Raw genomic sequence first — 14588 nt, 5'->3', positions numbered from 1 at the left:
CCGGGACCGGCGGACGAACCGTCACTGCTCGCGCATGCCCCACGGGGAGCCGTAGGCCGTCAGCAGGTCCAGGAAGGGGCGGGCGGGGAACGCCTCGGGACCCAGCACACCCGTGCCCGACCAGGCGCCGGTGGCGAGGAGTTCGAGCGCGACCACGGGGTTGACGGCGGTCTGCCACACCACGGCCTGCGAGCCGTACTCGGTCATCGACCACTGGTTGTCCACCACGTGGTAGAGGTACACCTCGCGCGGCTCGCCGTCCTTGATCCCGCGCACCCAGGTGCCCGCACACGTCTTGCCGTGCATCCGCTCGCCCAGGGTCGCCGGGTCGGGCAGGCAGGCGGCGACCACGTCCCGCGGCGAGACGGCCACCGGGCCGTCCGGCCCGGGCACGGTCACCGGCTCGGTGCGGTCCAGCCCCAGCAGATGCAGCGTCTTCAGCGTCTCGACGAACTCCCGGCCCAGGCCGTACTTGAAGGTCACCCGGCGCGCGTCGACCCAGCGCGGCACGAGCAGCACCTCCTCGTGCTCCACGTTCACGCACTCGACCGGACCGATGCCCTCGGGGAAGTCGAACACCTCGGGCTCGCTGAAGGGTTCGGTGGTGAACCAGCCACGGTCGCTCTCGTAGACCACCGGCGGGTTGAGGCACTCCTCGATGGTGGTCCAGATGCTGAAGGACGGGGCGAAGTCGTACCCGTCGACGGTCAGGTTCGCGCCGTCCCGGATGCCGATCTCCTCGATCTCGTCGAAGAGTTCGTCGGCGGCGTGGCGGGCGAACACATCGGACAGGCCCGGCTCCACCCCCATGCCGACGAGCGCCAGCAGTCCCTCCTTCTCCCAGTCGGCCGCCTGCTCGAACTGCTCGTCGCCCAGCTTCACCCCGACCTGCGCGTAGGGCCGCTCGGGGTGCGGACGGGACAGGGACATCGCCATGTCGAGGTAGGTGGCACCGGCCGCCCGGGCGGCACGGAAGAGCGGCATCACGAAGCGCGGGTCGGTGGCGTTGAGCAGGACGTCGCAACGGTGCCATGCCAGCAGCCGGGCGACGGCCGCCTCGTCACCCGCGTCGACCTGCTCCGCCGTGAAACGGGCGTCCCCGCCGAGCGCGGCCACCGCCGCCTCGGCACGGGCCGGGTCGTAGTCGGCCACCACCATGGCCTCGAAGAACGGCCGCCGGGCCGCGATCCGGGTGATCGCACCGCCCACGCCGCCGGCACCCACGAGCAGAACACGCATGACAGAAACTCCCTGTTCGCGAAGAACGTGACGCGCTGTGGGACCGATACAACGCCGCCCCGTGCCTTAAGGTCAATGGCGTTGGCATAAGGCGACCCGGAAGGGAGCAGCACCGTGCCCAAGCCCGTGGTACCCGAGGGCGAGCGCCGCCGGCGCAGGCCCACCAAGAGCGGGACCGTGCTGTCCGAGGAGCTGATCGTCGAGACCGCGCTGCGCATGCTGCGCGAGCACGGCAGCGCGGGCCTGACCGCCCGCCGGCTGGGCCTGGCCCTGGACGCCGACCCGAGCACGCTCTACCGGTACTTCCGGGGCATGGACGACCTCACGCTCGCCATCGGCGACGCCCTGATCGGCCAGGCGCTCGACGGCTGGCGGCGCACCGGGCAGTGGCGGGCCGACCTGCGCTCCTTCGGGCTGCGGGTGCACGCCGCGTACGTCGAGCACCCGCAGGCGGCGGTGCTCACCGCAAGCCGCGTCTCCGGCCGGGCCAGTGAGATCGCCGCCGACGAGGCGCTGCTGGACGTCCTGAGCACGGCGGGTTTCCCGCTGCCCGAGGCGGTGCGGGTCTACCACGCCTTCATCGACACCACGCTCGGACTGGCCGCGCTGGACGCCGCGTCCCTCGCGCTGCCCGCCGACTCGCTGCGGTCCGACGAGCAGATGTGGCGCTCGACCTACGCCCGGCTGCCCGCCGCCACGCATCCCCGCATCGCCGAGGCGGCACCCCTGCTCGCCACCCGCATGGTCACCAGCGCCTACCCGACGGCCCTGGAGATGCTGCTGGACAGCGCACAGGCCCGCCTGGACGCCTGCCGGGAGGAAGAGGCCTAGCGGGATCGTCCCGGCCCGAGCGTCTCAGGGCCGCAGGGCCTCGGCGGCGACCGCCGTCACCGTCCGGGCGACCTGTGCGAGCGCGGGCGAGTCGAGCTTCCACTGCTGCCAGTACAGCGGGACGTCCACGGCCCGGTCCGGCGCGATGCCCACGAGCCGCCCGTCCCGCAGCAGGGGCGCCGCCTGGGCCTCGGGCACCAGACCCCAGCCGAGCCCGGCCGCGACCGCCTCGGCGAACCCCTCCGAGGTCGGCACGTACTGCCGCAGCGCACTCGCGCCGCTCCGGCCGGCCGTGAGCCGGCGGACGAACCCGTCCTGGAAGTCGTCCCGCCGGTCGAAGACCACCACCGGAACCCCGGGGAGCACCTGCGCGAGAGGCGCGCGCAGATGGCGCGCGGCGAACTCCGGCGAGGCGGCGGGAAGGTAGCGCATGCGCCCCAGCGAGCGCACCGAGCAGCCCGGCACCGCGTCCGGCGACGAGGTCACCGCCGCCATCACCACCCCCTCGCGGAGCAGGGCGGCCGTGTGGTCCTCGTCCTCGCGGCGCAGCTCGAAACAGAGCCGCGCCTCCTGCGGCACCCGCGTGAGGACGGGCAGGAACCAGGTCGCCAGCGAGTCCGCGTTCACCGCCACCGACACCCGCGTCGGCTCCCCGCCGCCGCTGAGTCCCAGCTCCGTGTACGCGTCGTGCTCCAGCCGTGCCACCTGGCGGGCCAGCCGCACCAGCACCTCGCCCGACTCCGTCGCCCGCACCGGCTTGGTCCGCAGCAGCAGCACCCGCCCCGTGCGCTGCTCCAGTGCCTTCACGCGCTGGCTGACCGCCGACGGCGTCACGTGCAGGGCGGCGGCGGCCGCGTCGAACGTCCCCTCGTCCACCACCGCGAGCAGCGTGCGCACCTGGTCCAGGGGGAGATCCGTCATCATCACGTGCGCTAACGATACGTAAGAATCCTTAGCTGGACCCGCGGAGATCGGGTCCGTAGCGTCGGCGCCATGACCAGCACCTTCACCGCCGGCGCCGCCGGATTCGGCACCGGACTGTCCCTCATCGTCGCCATCGGGGCCCAGAACGCCTTCGTGCTGCGCCAGGGGATCCGCCGCCAGGCCGTCCTCGCCGTGGTCGGCATCTGCGCCCTGTCCGACGCCCTGCTCATCGCGCTCGGCGTCGGCGGTGTCGGAGCGGTGGTGGTGGCGTGGCCGGGCGCGCTGCGGGCGGTCGGCTGGATCGGCGGCGCCTTCCTGCTCTGCTACGGGGCGCTGGCCGCGCGGCGGGTGATCCGGCCCGGCGGCGGGGCGCTGCGGGCGGAGGGGGAGGCGGCCGGCTCCGTGCGCCGGGCCGTGCTGACCTGCCTGGCCATGACCTGGCTGAACCCGCACGTCTACCTCGACACCGTCTTCCTCCTCGGATCGGTCGCCGCCGACCACGGCTCCCTGCGCTGGACGTTCGGCCTGGGGGCCGTGCTCGCCAGCCTGTGCTGGTTCACCGCCCTGGGCTTCGGCGCCCGGCTGCTCGGCCGGTTCCTGGCCAGGCCGGCCGCCTGGCGCGTCCTGGACGCCCTGGTCGCCGCCACCATGATCGTGCTCGGGGCCGTGCTCCTCGCCGGAAGCTGACACCGGCCGCCGCGGCTCCGGCGACCGGTGCGATAGTGATCCCCGGCCAGAAAGATGTAGCGAGCATCGAGGAAGCGGCGCGTGGACGCGAGCGAGAGCACGACCGAAGAGCGGGACACGGGAGCCGGCACGTCCCGGCGGCGCGGCTGGCGACGCTGGGCCATGGACACCCGCCCGCTGCGCCGCCCCGCCTACCGCCGGCTGTGGAGCTCCACCATCGTCACCGCCGTCGGCAGCCAGCTCACCGCCGTCGCCGTGCCCAAGCAGATCTACGACATCACCGGCTCCTCGGCGTGGGTGGGCGCCGCGAGCCTGGCCGGCCTGGTCCCGCTGATCGTGTTCGCGCTGTGGGGCGGGGCGATCGCCGACACCATGGACCGGCGCCGGCTGCTGCTGATCACCAACAGCGGCATCGCCCTCACCTCGCTGCTGTTCTGGCTCCAGGCCCTCGCCGGGCTGGAGTCGGTGGCCGCGCTCATGGTGCTGCTGGCGATGCAGCAGGCGTTCTGGGGCCTCAACGCGCCCGCCCGCAGCGCCTCCATCGCCCGGCTCGTACCGGAGGACGAGCTGCCCGCGGCCAACGCCCTCGGCTCGACCGTGATGCAGACCGGGCAGGTCGCGGGCCCGTTGCTGGCCGGCGCCCTCATACCCGTCGTCGGGTTGCCCGAGCTCTACCTCATCGACGCCCTGGCCCTGTGCGTCACGGTGTGGGCCGTGTACCGGCTGCCGGCGCTGCCGCCCCTGTCGGGCACCGCCTCCGAGCGCCGTGCGGGCCTGCGCGAGATCGTTGCCGGATTCCGTTACATCTCCGGGCACGCCGTGCTGCTGCTGTCCTTCCTGGCCGACATCGTGGCGATGGTGTTCGGCATGCCGCGCGCCCTGTTCCCGCAGCTCGCCGCCCAGACGTACGCGCCCTACGGCGAGGGCGTCGCGCTGGGGCTGCTGTTCGCCGCGATCCCCGTCGGGGCCGTGCTCGGCGGACTGTTCTCCGGCACCTTCTCCCGGGCCCGGCGGCACGGCTGGATGGTCATCGGCGCGGTCGTGGCCTGGGGTGCGGCCATCACCGGGTTCGGGCTCAGCCGCAGCCTCTGGGTCGCGGTGGCGTTCCTCGCGCTCGCGGGCGTGGCCGACATGGTGTCCATGGTCTTCCGCGGGGCGATCCTGCTGTCCGCCGCCACCGACGAGATGCGCGGGCGCATGCAGGGGGTGTTCACCGTCGTCGTGGCGGGCGGGCCGCGTCTGGCCGACGTGCTGCACGGCACCGCCGGTTCCGCCTTCGGCCCCCGCACCGCCGTCGCGGGCGGCGGGCTGCTGGTGGTCGCCGCGATGCTGGTGCTGGCCGCCGCCGTCCCGGCGCTGCGGCGCTACCGCGTCTGACGGCTCACAGGGCACCGCGCCGGTGCAGGGTGTACTGCTCCATGAGCTTGCCCCGCGTCATCTCCAGCCGGTGCGCCAGCACTTCGGCGACGTTGCGCACCAGCGTCAGCCCGAGCTGCGGATCCTCCTCGGCCAGTCGCAGCACGGCCTCCGCGTCGAACTCGTAGGCCCGTACCGGGCTGAACGCCACCGCGCCGAAGTCCCAGACGTACGGCGGGAACAGCCACGACCAGCCGAGCAGGTCGCCCGCGCCGAGGCTCGCGACGGTGACCCGCTGGAGCGAGTTCACCTGCTGGTCCAGGGAGACCGCGCCGGAGCGGATGACCCAGAAGCGGTCGGCCGTGCCGCCGGCCTCGAAGATCCGGGCGTCCTCGGGGAACGAGACCTCCCGGGCGAGCTCCATCAGGTGGTGCCGCTGGGGCGGGGGCAGGGCGGTCAGGAGTTTGATCGCTTTGGTCATGCGGGGCTCCTCGCCGGGCGGTCGACTGGGGTGCTGTCCCTATGCCCATTTCAGCCGCTCGGGGGAACGGGGGCACCTCGGCGTCGGCGACTTCCCGGATCCGGGGCCGCCGCTGCCGGGGCCGGTCGCGTCCGGGCATGAGAAAGCCCTGGCTGGACGGGGGAAACCAGCCAGGGCAGTTCACGGTGATGCACGAAGGACGGCGGGGTCCACTTCGTCACCACGTATGAATGAACGCTAAACCATTTGGCGCGCTCGTGCGTAGCCGAAACCCGGTTGCGTGACCCGTTTCACTGTCCGGGCCGCTGCGCCCGCTCGTCGAGCACCCGGACCGTCCGCAGCGTCGGGTCCGTCGGATCGGGGAGGTGCATGCCCGCGTCCAGCCCGCTGCGCAGGTAGGCCAGCACCGGCTCGGTCAGGCGCTCACCGGGGAGCACCGCCGGGATCCCCGGCGGGTACGGCGTGATCATCTCCGCGGCGATCCGCCCGGCCGCCTCCTCCAGGGGCACGGCCTGTGCCGGGCCGAAGAACGCGTCACGCGGCAGCAGCGCCTGTTCCATCCGCAGACCCGCGGGCGCGGGCACCTCCACCTTCGGTGCCCGCGGCAGATCCCCTGCGGCCCGGGCCAGGTCGGTCAGCGCCTCCAGCAGTTCCCCGGTGGTGTCCCGGTCGTCGGCGTGGGTGATCTGCATGCCGATACGGCGGTGGTCCACCAGGTGCGCGTCGATCTGCCGGTGCCCGCGCAGCCAGTCGGCGGCCTGGAAGCCCGTGATGCCCAGACCGGACAGGTCGATGACGCCGGGCAGCGGATCGAAGTCGTCGGCGAGGCCCGGACCGCAGAAGTCCGCGCGGCCCTCGACGTGCATCCCGTCGATCTCCTCGATGGCGGCGCGCACCTCGGCCGCGAGCTCCAGCGCGCCGCCCATGAGTTCCTCGCCGCGCAGCGCCATCTGCCGCCGCCAGCCGTCCAGACCGGCGTAGATCAGGACCGACGGGCTGGTCGTGCCCAGCAGGTCGGCGCGCATGCCGAGCAGCTCCGGCGGGACCAGATCGCCCTGCAGGTGGAAGACCGAACCCTGCTCCAGACCGCTGCCCATCTTGTGGATGCTGGTCACGCAGATGTCGGCGCCCGCGTCCATCGCCCAGGAGGGCAGCCCGGGGTGGAACGGCAGGTGCGCGCCCCACGCCTCGTCCACGATCAGCGGCCGCGAGCGCCGGTGGCACACGTCGGCGATCGCCCGCAGGTCCGCACAGCCGCCGTAGGGCGTCGGGCTGGTGACCAGCGCACCGCGCGCGTCCGGGTGCCTCGCGAAGGCGCGCTCGAACTCCTCGGCCGACGGGGGATGGGCCAGGTGCCGCTCCGCGTCCCAGCGGGGCTCGACCCACACCGGCTCGATGCCCGAGATGATCAGGCCCGACACCACCGACTTGTGGGCGTCCCGCCCGACCAGCAGCTTCTCGTGCGGGCCCGCGACCGACAGCATGGCCGCCTTCACCGACAGGGAACTGCCGCACGTGCTGAAGAACGTGTGCTCGGCGTGGACCGCGTCGGCCATCAGCTCCTGCGCCCGCTCCAGCACGCGGCCGCGCGTCAGACGGTCGTCCAGGCCCCCCGACGCCAGCACGTCCCCGTGGAACACCGCGTCCCCGAGGATCTCCCGGACCTCCGGGTCCGCACCGCGCGCCTGCTTGTGCCCGGGCGGCGTGAACGACAGATGTCCCTTCCTGCGGTACGCGTCGAGGGCTTCCAGAACGGGGGCTCGGCTGTGGTCGACTGTCATGCGCACCTGGTTCCCGACCCGGCCGCGGGCAATCCGCCCGGCTCACGGAGGGAGCGGCCGCACCGCGTGCCGGGCCGGAAGTCCGCCGTCCGGCCGGGCCGGTGCCCGCCGTTCACGGGACGCGGGGTGTGCCGGGCTGCCGCCCGGACGCCGGCGCAGCCGGGCGTGCCCGTCCCGGGCCGTGCCGTCACTCGAACGGCCGCAGCCCGGGTAACGGTCCGGGCCCCGCGGCGGGTCGACCCGGTGCCCGGTGCCCGGTGCCCGGCGTCCGGCGTCCGATGCCGGGTCAGGCGTCGGCGGCGTGCCGGCCCGGCGCCACGATCTCCTCCAGCACCCGCGCCACCGCCTCGAACGACATCCGCCGCACGGCCGCATCCCGGGCTCCCTGCGGATCGGTCGCGTCCAGTTCCTCGCTCCTGGCCCGCCACGCCCGCTCCTCCTCCAGCGCGCACGTCCTCGCACGCTGGATGCGCCGCAGCAGTTCGTCGGAATCCACCACATCGGTCATGACCACCGCCTACCCCGTGAACGCCCCGGGATGGCACCGGCTGCGGCCGTCCGGGGCGTCCCCGGGACCGGACCCGGGGCCAACGGGGTCTTTCGGGCGGTGCCGAGGTTTGCAGGTGCGGCGAGAGGTGAGCCGGACAAGGAGACCCGCGGCGCTCCGGGGCGCACCCCCGACGGCCGCGGCAGGCAGCAGGAAGCGGTGGACCCGAGGACCCCCCGATGCGCCGGGCGGACACCGGGCGCGGTCCGGATCCCGCTTCCGTCCGCATCGACCAGGGAGCTGCAGGATGTGCGACGAGCACATGACCGACCTCTACCTCTCCGAGCCGCCGGGGGCGGAACGGACCCGGCCGCGCCGACCCGCCGAGGCCCGCCTGGCCGTGCGCCGGGCCGTGGCCGAACGCTGCCGTGCCACCCCCACCCCCTGCGACGCCGACGCCCTCTCGGACGCGCTGCTCGTCGCCTCGGAACTGACCAGCAACGCGATCCTGCACGGCGGCGGGGTCACGGACTTCCAGGTGGACGTGGACGGCGCCCGCGTGCGGCTCTCCGTGAGCGACCGCAGCGACCGGCTGCCCGGGGCCGTACCGCGCACCGACCCGCAGGGGCGCACCCGGCACGGGGGACACGGCTGGCCGATCGTCTGCCGGCTCTCCCGCGACGTCCGGGTGTCCGACCTGCCCGCCGGCGGCAAGTGCATCACCGCCGTCGTCCCCCTCGTCCGGCAGGCCCCGGACCCCTCCCGCCGCACCTCGTCCGGCAGGCCGTGAACCGTTCCCGCCGATAGGTGTGCAAAGCGGGATTTCGGATTCTTCGGCAAAGTGGAGTTTGCTGCCCCGGGGTAGGGGCAGACGCAGTTTCGTGCTTCGGACCGGAGGCGCGCCAGCGGGAGCGGTACGGCTGCCCCGGAGGCCCTCTTCGGCGTTCCGGCAGCGTTCCTCCCGCGGTCAATCCCTGAAACGACCGTTCAGGAGCGAATCCGCATGCTCATCGATACGCCCACCCATCGTCCCGGCACGCCCGAAACGACGGCCACCTCCACCCGGCGGCGTCACGACGACGCCCCCGACACCGCGGCCCTGTTCGCCCGGATGGCGGAACTGGAGGAAGGCCCCGAGCGGGACGCCGTCCGCGACGAACTGGTCACCCTCTGGCTGCCCATGGCCCACCGCATCGCCGGTCGCTTCCGCGACCGCGGCGAGTCCCTCGAGGACCTCCGCCAGGTGGCCGCCCTGGGCCTGGTCAAGGCCATCGACCGCTTCGACCCGAGCCGGGGCGCCTTCGAGAGCTACGCCGTCCCCACCATCACCGGTGAGGTCAAGCGGCACTTCCGCGACCGCATGTGGGCCCTGCGGGTGCCCCGCCGCGTGCAGGAACTGCGCAACAAGGTGCGGGTGGCACGGCGTGAACTCACCCAGAACCCCGGCAGCCCCGAGCCCTCCGTGGCGGACATCGCCCGCCACACCGGCCTGAGCGAGGAAGAGGTCGGTGCCGGGCTGGAGGCCCTGGAGAGCTTCAGCACCCTGTCGCTGGACGCCGAACTCTCCACGGACGACGACGGCTACAGCCTCGCCGACACCCTCGGCGCGGCGGACTCGTCGTACGACATCGTGATCGACCGCGAATCCGCCAAGGAAGGCCTGCGCCGGCTGCCCGAGCGCGAACGGGCCATCCTCTACATGCGCTTCTTCGAAGACATGACCCAGAGCCGGATCGCCGACCGGCTCGGCATCTCCCAGATGCACGTGTCCCGCCTCATCAGCCGCAGCTGCGCGCGCGTGCGTGACGAGGTCCTGGGACAGCGGACCGGGAAGCGGGGCACCGGCGGCCCCTCCACCACGGTCTGACCCACCCACCCCCACCGAGGAGCAACGAACCATGCTGAGGCCCAACCCCGCCGTGCTGCGCCGTCTCGTCGACGAGTACGAGGCACTGACCGCCGCAGACGCCGGCCGTGGTCCGGTCGAGACGAACCCGCGGGCACGCGACCTGGCGTACACGCTGTGCGTGACCACCGGCACCCGGGACGTGCGACGCGCCCTGGAAGCCGCCCACCAGTGGCTCGCGGCCGCGTCCGTTCCCGCCCGGGAGACGATTCCCGCCCCCGCGGCCGCCGAGGCACGCGTGCCGGCCGCCGGCAGCGCCTGACCACGTGTGCGCCTGACACGGCGGGGAAGGCGAGCCTGAGCAAGGGGCCCGGCCGACGGCGGCAGCCGCGGCCGGGCCCGCCCATGCCCGGAGCGAGGGAGAGCCATGTCCTCAGCGGGACGGCCGGCCGCCGGCGACGACGACGAGCTGGAGCGGCTGCGCGCCGAGGTGCGCGACCTGCGGGCCCGGGCCCGTGTGTACCCGCTGATCTCCCAGGCCCAGGGCATGCTCCAGGAGCGGTACGGACTGGCCGACGCGGAGAGCGCCTTCGCCCTGATGCAGCGGGCGTCCCAGCGCCACAACGTCAAGCTGCGCGCCCTGGCCGAGACCCTGGTCACCGTGGGCCGGCCCGACGCCGGGCAGCAGCTGTGGTTCCCCCGGCGGGTCCGGCAGCCCCCGCCGGAGCTCACCTTCACCACCGCGCACCGGGAGTCCGGGAGCCGCGGCGCGGTCCTGAAGGCCGTGCTCGGGCACACCCTGACGGTGACCGGCACGTCCATGGGCAACGTCCAGCTCGCCGACCGGGCCCGGGGCGGGCTGCGCATGGAGGAGCACACCGGGCTCACGGCCCGGTTCGTCGACTTCTTCGCCCATGTCGGGGAGGACGGCACCTCCTGCGCCCAGGCCGCCCGCGACGTCTCCCAGGTGACGGTGCGTGACGTGGAGAGCGCCCCGGTGTTCACCGAACCGGCCAGGCTGGCGATCCTGGAGGCCGGCAGCAGGGCGTGCCACAGCGTGCCCCTGACGACCGCGTCCGGGCTGTGCGTCGGCATGGTCTCGGCGCACATGGACCGTCCCCTGACCGGGCTGACCACCGCCCAGCTCAAGGCTTTGGACTCCCTGGGCGGCCAGGCCGGCCGCTGGCTGGCCTGGCACGACCGTACGGTCGTCCTCGACGCGCTGGAGTACCTGCACGCCCTCGGGCGCACCGCCCGCGGTGCGCGGTTGCGCCGCTCCTGATGACGCCCGGGTGTGTGGCCCCCGACCCGGGGCATCCGCACCTCCGGGAGGTCGAGATGAACACGAGTGCGATGGCACAGAACGGGTTCCGGGCCCGGCGCATGGCGCGCGGCTCGGTGACCGAGGGGGCGGCGCGGGCGGGCCTGAGCGCCCGGGGCGTGATCTATCTGCTGGTCGGTGCGCTGGCCGTGCAGATCGCCTTCGGCGACACGGGCAAGCAGGCCGACCGCGGCGGTGCCCTCGCGGAACTGTCCCAGAAGCCCTTCGGCGCGGTCCTGCTGTGGGCGCTGGGCATCGGCCTGGTGGGCATGGCGCTGTGGCGGCTGTCCGAGGTGCTGTTCGGCTCGGTCGGCAAGGACGGCCGCAGCCCCCGCAAGCGGCTGCTGTCCGCGGTTCGCTTCTTCTTCTACTCCTTCGTCGCCTACTCCGTGCTGTCCTTCGCGGCCACCCGCCACCAGAGCGGCGGATCCAGCGACCAGCAGTCCCGCGACGCCACCGCCAAGGTCATGGAGATGCCCGGCGGCCAGTGGCTGGTCGGCGCGGCCGGGATCGCCGTCGTCGCGGCCGGCGGCTGGATCGGCGTACGGGCCGCGATGCGCAAGTACCACGACAAGATGCGCATGGGGCAGATGAGCCGCCGCACCCGGCAGTTCGTGGACGTCACCGGCGTGGCCGGCGGCGTGGCCCGCGGCCTGGTGTTCGCCGCCGCCGGAGTCTTCGCCGTCCGCGCCGCCGTCGACTACGAGCCGGACAAGGCCAAGGGCCTGGACGACACCCTGCGGACCTTCGCCGACACCCCGCTCGGCCCCTGGCTGCTGGTGATCGTCGCGGTGGGGCTGGTGCTCTTCGGGGTGTTCTCGTTCGCCATGGCCCGCTATCGGCGCGTCTGAGCCGCGCGGAACGGGGAACACGAGGCCAATGAGCGATTCCGAGATTCCGCATGGTGATGGCCGTCCCGTGGACGTGTACCTGGACCTCCTGCGCATCCGGATGGACACGGAGGACTACAGCCTCCTGATGCGCGCGGTGGAACCGGTGCTCCAGGCGATCGACGAGGAACGCCTGTCCAGCCTGGACTTCGCGCTCGACTCCGGGACCGACGACGAACTGCCGCAGGAGGTCCGTGACGAGGTGGCCCTCGTCATCGCCACGGCCGTCACCGGCCGCCTGGACAACGAGGTGATCGAACTGGAGGTCGACGACACCGGCCCGGTCAGGATCGTCACGGACGCCTCCACGGCCTCCGACCCCGTCCGGCTCGGCGAGATCGCCGACTACATCAAGGAGCGGCACCGCCAGACCGAGGAGCTGCGCGGCATCGCCGAGGTGAGCGGACTGCCCACCGACTTCTGAACCGCGGCCCGCCTCACGCCGGAGGCGGGCCCACCCGTACCCCCAGCGGCCGGGCGAGGCCCACCACGGCCTCGTCCAGCCGTTCCAGGTGCCGCAGCACGCGGTCGGTGATCCGGCTGTAGCGCGGTGTACCGGCGTCCGAGCCCAGCAGCGAGGCGATGCTCGGGCCGGTCTCCACCAGCGCCTGCGCGCGCTCGTCCGCGACCCGGGCCGCGATGGCCTCGATGTTGCGCACGGTGCGCCCCGCTGCCCCCTGCAGCCGCGGGTCCGCCGCGATCGACGGATGCGTCGGCAGCAGCTCGGCGGTCGCCGCCAGGGTCCGCGCGTGGTACGCGGACGTCTCCAGCAGGGCCACCACGTACCGGGCCGTGTCGCGGCGGCTGCGCAGCGGCGTGACCGGATGGGTCAGCGGCTGGGTGGCGGCCCGCAGATCGGCCAGCGCCTGGTCCAGGTCGCGCGCCTTGTCCAGCAGGCCGTCCGCCGGCCCGCCGCTGAGCTGCGCCACGGCCGCCTGCGTGACGTCGGACAGCCGCTCCAGGACGGTCTCCAGCAGCTCGTTGGTGCGCCGGTCGGTCTGCACCGGCAGCACCAGCGCCGCCGCGACCACGCCGCAGAAGGCCCCCAGGGCCGTCTCCTCGATCCGCAGCACCAGCACGTCGAGGCTGTAGGTGTGCAGCAGCGTGTACAGCAGCCCCAGCATCGCCGTGACGAAGAAGGACATCAGCGTGTACGACAGCGGGGCCGTGTAGAACATCGCGAAGATCAGCACCAGCACCAGGGCGAACGCCGTCCAGGTGTGGTTGCCGACCAGGCCCGCCAGCACGATGCCGGCCACGACGCCGAACACCGTCCCCAGCAGCCGCCGGTAGCCCTTGACCAGGATCTCGCCGGTCGAGGACGTGTTGATGAAGACGATCCAGCACGTCAGCACCGCCCAGTACCAGCGCTGCGTGGACAGCAGCTCACCGCCCAGGATCGCCAGCGAGGACCCGACGGAGACCTGCACGGCGGCCCGCGTGGTGGGGCGGCGCAGCCCGGTCTGCTCCTCCTGGGCGCTCTCCTCGGCGCCGCCGTCGAGTGCCGCCTCCTCGGCGTCCAGCTCCTCGCGGGAGCGGGCCGTGGCGGGGGAGTCGTCCGACTCGTCCTGCGGACCGTCCAGCGCGATCCGCAGCCCGAGCACGGCACGGGCGGCCTCGCCGATGCCGCGGAAGACGTCCTGGACGGCGGCGGAGGCGGGCGGCAGGTTCTCCTCGTCGCGGTAGCCGAGGAGCCGGTTGCGCACCTGCGCCAGCCCGGTCCCCGGGTCCCCGCCCCGCAGCACCAGGGTGTGCAGCGCCCGCAGATCGCGGCGCAGCGTGACGGTGGACTCGTCCGGGACGGCGGGCACGGTCACCGACGGGGCGGGCGCGCCCGGCAGGTGCAGGGTGAGGGTGTCGGCCCGCTCGGCGCTGCGGGCCGTCAGCAGCAGCAGCCCGAGCCGCTCGGCAGCGATCTCGGCTTCCGCGATGCGGCGCTGCACCAGCCGCGCCGCGGACTCGTCCGGGGTGCCCTCCTCCAGCCGCCCCTGGATCATCATGGCCGTCTCGTGCAGTCGCGCGGTGCCCTCGCGCACGGCCTCCAGCGCCTTGTCCATGTCGTCCGCGCCCGCGTCGAGCAGCTCCAGCTGGGCGGCCACCAGCTGGGCCAGCCGGGCCCGGAAGGCGAGCCGCAGCCGCACCAGGACCGACGCCGGCGTCGCCGGCACGACGGCGAAGCGCAGGACGGCACTGGAGGCGAAGGCCAGCGCGATGGCGCCCCACAACTCCGGCAGACCCGTCAGGGTCGCACCGACGAAGAGGGACAGGAAGTAGACCTGGAAGCCGATCAGCCCGAGCGCGGTGCCCCGGTCACCGAAGCGGCGGCCGTACACCGCGCAGAAGATCAGCACGACGAAGAAGACGTCGCCCGCCACCGGGCGCGTGGAGAGCACCGCGCTCAGGGAGACCGACGCCAGCGCCACCGGCAGCCCGACGGCCAGGGTCACCGCCTGCGGGCCGAGCTGCTTCTCCCGGATGGCGAAGGTGGCGACCATCGCCGCGATGGCCCCCGCCACCAGCAGGCGCACATCGGCGCCCAGCAGGGACAGCAGCGCCAGGGTGAGGGCGATGGCGCCGACGGTGCGCAGCCCCGCCGTCAGGCGCAGCAGCCCGGGGTCGGACGCCGCGACCCGGTCCCGCAGTCGTGTCCGCACCGAGCGTCCCGCTGCCCTCACGCCGTCGCACTCTCTCCCGACTCAGACCAAGATCCGCTTTACAGCATGACATGCCGGCGGCGGAAGGTCC

Annotated in this window: 15 protein-coding genes; 9 read left to right on the top strand and 6 right to left on the bottom strand. The window is 73.6% G+C overall.

From position 1 onward, the window contains the following. Nucleotides 1–21: 21 nt before the first annotated feature. The gene (locus ACH4C6_RS10965) at nucleotides 22–1239 is read right to left on the bottom strand and encodes a saccharopine dehydrogenase family protein (protein WP_398108253.1); all 1218 of its coding nucleotides are present in this window, start codon (nucleotides 1237–1239) and stop codon (nucleotides 22–24) included. A gap of 114 nt (nucleotides 1240–1353) precedes the next feature. On the opposite strand from ACH4C6_RS10965, the gene ACH4C6_RS10960 reads away from it, so the two are divergent. Then, entirely contained in the window at nucleotides 1354–2070 is a 717-nt protein-coding gene (locus ACH4C6_RS10960; RefSeq protein WP_398108252.1) for a TetR/AcrR family transcriptional regulator, read from the top strand. 24 nt (nucleotides 2071–2094) lie between these two features. On the opposite strand, the gene ACH4C6_RS10955 is transcribed toward ACH4C6_RS10960, so the two are convergent. Further along, nucleotides 2095–2994 carry a LysR family transcriptional regulator ArgP gene (locus tag ACH4C6_RS10955; protein ID WP_398108703.1) on the bottom strand — a complete coding sequence of 300 codons (900 nt, stop codon included), beginning with the start codon at nucleotides 2992–2994 and terminating at the stop codon, nucleotides 2095–2097. Between the two features lie 69 nt (nucleotides 2995–3063). Here ACH4C6_RS10955 and ACH4C6_RS10950 point away from each other — a divergent pair, with 69 nt between their 5' ends. Continuing rightward, entirely contained in the window at nucleotides 3064–3681 is a 618-nt protein-coding gene (locus ACH4C6_RS10950; protein ID WP_398108251.1) for a LysE/ArgO family amino acid transporter, read from the top strand. Nucleotides 3682–3762: 81 nt separating this feature from the next. Continuing rightward, entirely contained in the window at nucleotides 3763–5058 is a 1296-nt protein-coding gene (locus ACH4C6_RS10945; RefSeq protein WP_398108250.1) for an MFS transporter, read from the top strand. 4 nt (nucleotides 5059–5062) lie between these two features. On the opposite strand, the gene ACH4C6_RS10940 is transcribed toward ACH4C6_RS10945, so the two are convergent. The 3 genes from ACH4C6_RS10940 to ACH4C6_RS10930 all read right to left on the bottom strand — a co-directional run bounded on the left by ACH4C6_RS10940 (nucleotide 5063) and on the right by ACH4C6_RS10930 (nucleotide 7807). Beyond that, nucleotides 5063–5518: a cyclic nucleotide-binding domain-containing protein gene (locus ACH4C6_RS10940; protein WP_398108249.1), complete on the bottom strand. Its 456-nt coding sequence runs from the start codon at nucleotides 5516–5518 to the stop codon at nucleotides 5063–5065. Between the two features lie 290 nt (nucleotides 5519–5808). Beyond that, the gene (locus ACH4C6_RS10935; protein ID WP_398108248.1) at nucleotides 5809–7299 is read right to left on the bottom strand and encodes an aminotransferase class I/II-fold pyridoxal phosphate-dependent enzyme; all 1491 of its coding nucleotides are present in this window, start codon (nucleotides 7297–7299) and stop codon (nucleotides 5809–5811) included. 286 nt (nucleotides 7300–7585) lie between these two features. Then, on the bottom strand, nucleotides 7586–7807 hold the full coding sequence (locus tag ACH4C6_RS10930; RefSeq protein WP_398108247.1) for a hypothetical protein: 222 nt from the start codon (nucleotides 7805–7807) through the stop codon (nucleotides 7586–7588). A gap of 286 nt (nucleotides 7808–8093) precedes the next feature. On the opposite strand from ACH4C6_RS10930, the gene ACH4C6_RS10925 reads away from it, so the two are divergent. The 6 genes from ACH4C6_RS10925 to ACH4C6_RS10900 all read left to right on the top strand — a co-directional run bounded on the left by ACH4C6_RS10925 (nucleotide 8094) and on the right by ACH4C6_RS10900 (nucleotide 12267). Further along, entirely contained in the window at nucleotides 8094–8576 is a 483-nt protein-coding gene (locus tag ACH4C6_RS10925) for an ATP-binding protein (protein ID WP_398108246.1), read from the top strand. A 213-nt stretch (nucleotides 8577–8789) separates the two neighbouring features. After that, nucleotides 8790–9653 (top strand): SigB/SigF/SigG family RNA polymerase sigma factor, encoded by an 864-nt coding sequence (locus ACH4C6_RS10920; protein WP_398108245.1) that lies wholly within the window; start codon nucleotides 8790–8792, stop codon nucleotides 9651–9653. 31 nt (nucleotides 9654–9684) lie between these two features. Then, a complete protein-coding gene (locus tag ACH4C6_RS10915; protein ID WP_398108244.1) occupies nucleotides 9685–9954 on the top strand; it encodes a DUF5133 domain-containing protein in 270 nt (89 codons plus the stop codon). Between the two features lie 105 nt (nucleotides 9955–10059). Beyond that, entirely contained in the window at nucleotides 10060–10914 is an 855-nt protein-coding gene (locus ACH4C6_RS10910; RefSeq protein WP_398108243.1) for an ANTAR domain-containing protein, read from the top strand. 56 nt (nucleotides 10915–10970) lie between these two features. Then, complete coding sequence (locus tag ACH4C6_RS10905) at nucleotides 10971–11804, top strand: DUF1206 domain-containing protein (protein WP_398108242.1); 834 nt, start codon at nucleotides 10971–10973, stop codon at nucleotides 11802–11804. A gap of 28 nt (nucleotides 11805–11832) precedes the next feature. Continuing rightward, nucleotides 11833–12267 (top strand): hypothetical protein, encoded by a 435-nt coding sequence (locus ACH4C6_RS10900; protein WP_398108241.1) that lies wholly within the window; start codon nucleotides 11833–11835, stop codon nucleotides 12265–12267. Between the two features lie 13 nt (nucleotides 12268–12280). Here the strand turns inward: ACH4C6_RS10900 and ACH4C6_RS10895 are convergent, their stop codons facing one another. Next, a complete protein-coding gene (locus ACH4C6_RS10895) occupies nucleotides 12281–14518 on the bottom strand; it encodes an FUSC family protein (protein WP_398108240.1) in 2238 nt (745 codons plus the stop codon). Nucleotides 14519–14588 lie beyond the last annotated feature (70 nt).

Source organism: Streptomyces sp. NPDC017943, assembly GCF_044328425.1.
In the GTDB taxonomy this organism is placed as follows: Bacteria; Actinomycetota; Actinomycetes; order Streptomycetales; family Streptomycetaceae; genus Streptomyces; species Streptomyces djakartensis_A.
This window is presented reverse-complemented; position numbering and strand designations above follow the sequence as displayed.

Bases quoted from the DNA above. Each gene is read 5' to 3' on its own strand.
- ACH4C6_RS10965 (WP_398108253.1), bottom strand. From the start codon at position 1,239: ATGCGTGTTCTGCTCGTGGGTGCCGGCGGCGTGGGCGGTGCGATCACC.
- ACH4C6_RS10955 (WP_398108703.1), bottom strand. From the start codon at position 2,994: ATGATGACGGATCTCCCCCTGGACCAGGTGCGCACGCTGCTCGCGGTG.
- ACH4C6_RS10950 (WP_398108251.1), top strand. From the start codon at position 3,064: ATGACCAGCACCTTCACCGCCGGCGCCGCCGGATTCGGCACCGGACTG.
- ACH4C6_RS10940 (WP_398108249.1), bottom strand. From the start codon at position 5,518: ATGACCAAAGCGATCAAACTCCTGACCGCCCTGCCCCCGCCCCAGCGG.
- ACH4C6_RS10935 (WP_398108248.1), bottom strand. From the start codon at position 7,299: ATGACAGTCGACCACAGCCGAGCCCCCGTTCTGGAAGCCCTCGACGCG.
- ACH4C6_RS10930 (WP_398108247.1), bottom strand. From the start codon at position 7,807: ATGACCGATGTGGTGGATTCCGACGAACTGCTGCGGCGCATCCAGCGT.
- ACH4C6_RS10925 (WP_398108246.1), top strand. From the start codon at position 8,094: ATGTGCGACGAGCACATGACCGACCTCTACCTCTCCGAGCCGCCGGGG.
- ACH4C6_RS10920 (WP_398108245.1), top strand. From the start codon at position 8,790: ATGCTCATCGATACGCCCACCCATCGTCCCGGCACGCCCGAAACGACG.
- ACH4C6_RS10915 (WP_398108244.1), top strand. From the start codon at position 9,685: ATGCTGAGGCCCAACCCCGCCGTGCTGCGCCGTCTCGTCGACGAGTAC.
- ACH4C6_RS10910 (WP_398108243.1), top strand. From the start codon at position 10,060: ATGTCCTCAGCGGGACGGCCGGCCGCCGGCGACGACGACGAGCTGGAG.
- ACH4C6_RS10905 (WP_398108242.1), top strand. From the start codon at position 10,971: ATGAACACGAGTGCGATGGCACAGAACGGGTTCCGGGCCCGGCGCATG.
- ACH4C6_RS10900 (WP_398108241.1), top strand. From the start codon at position 11,833: ATGAGCGATTCCGAGATTCCGCATGGTGATGGCCGTCCCGTGGACGTG.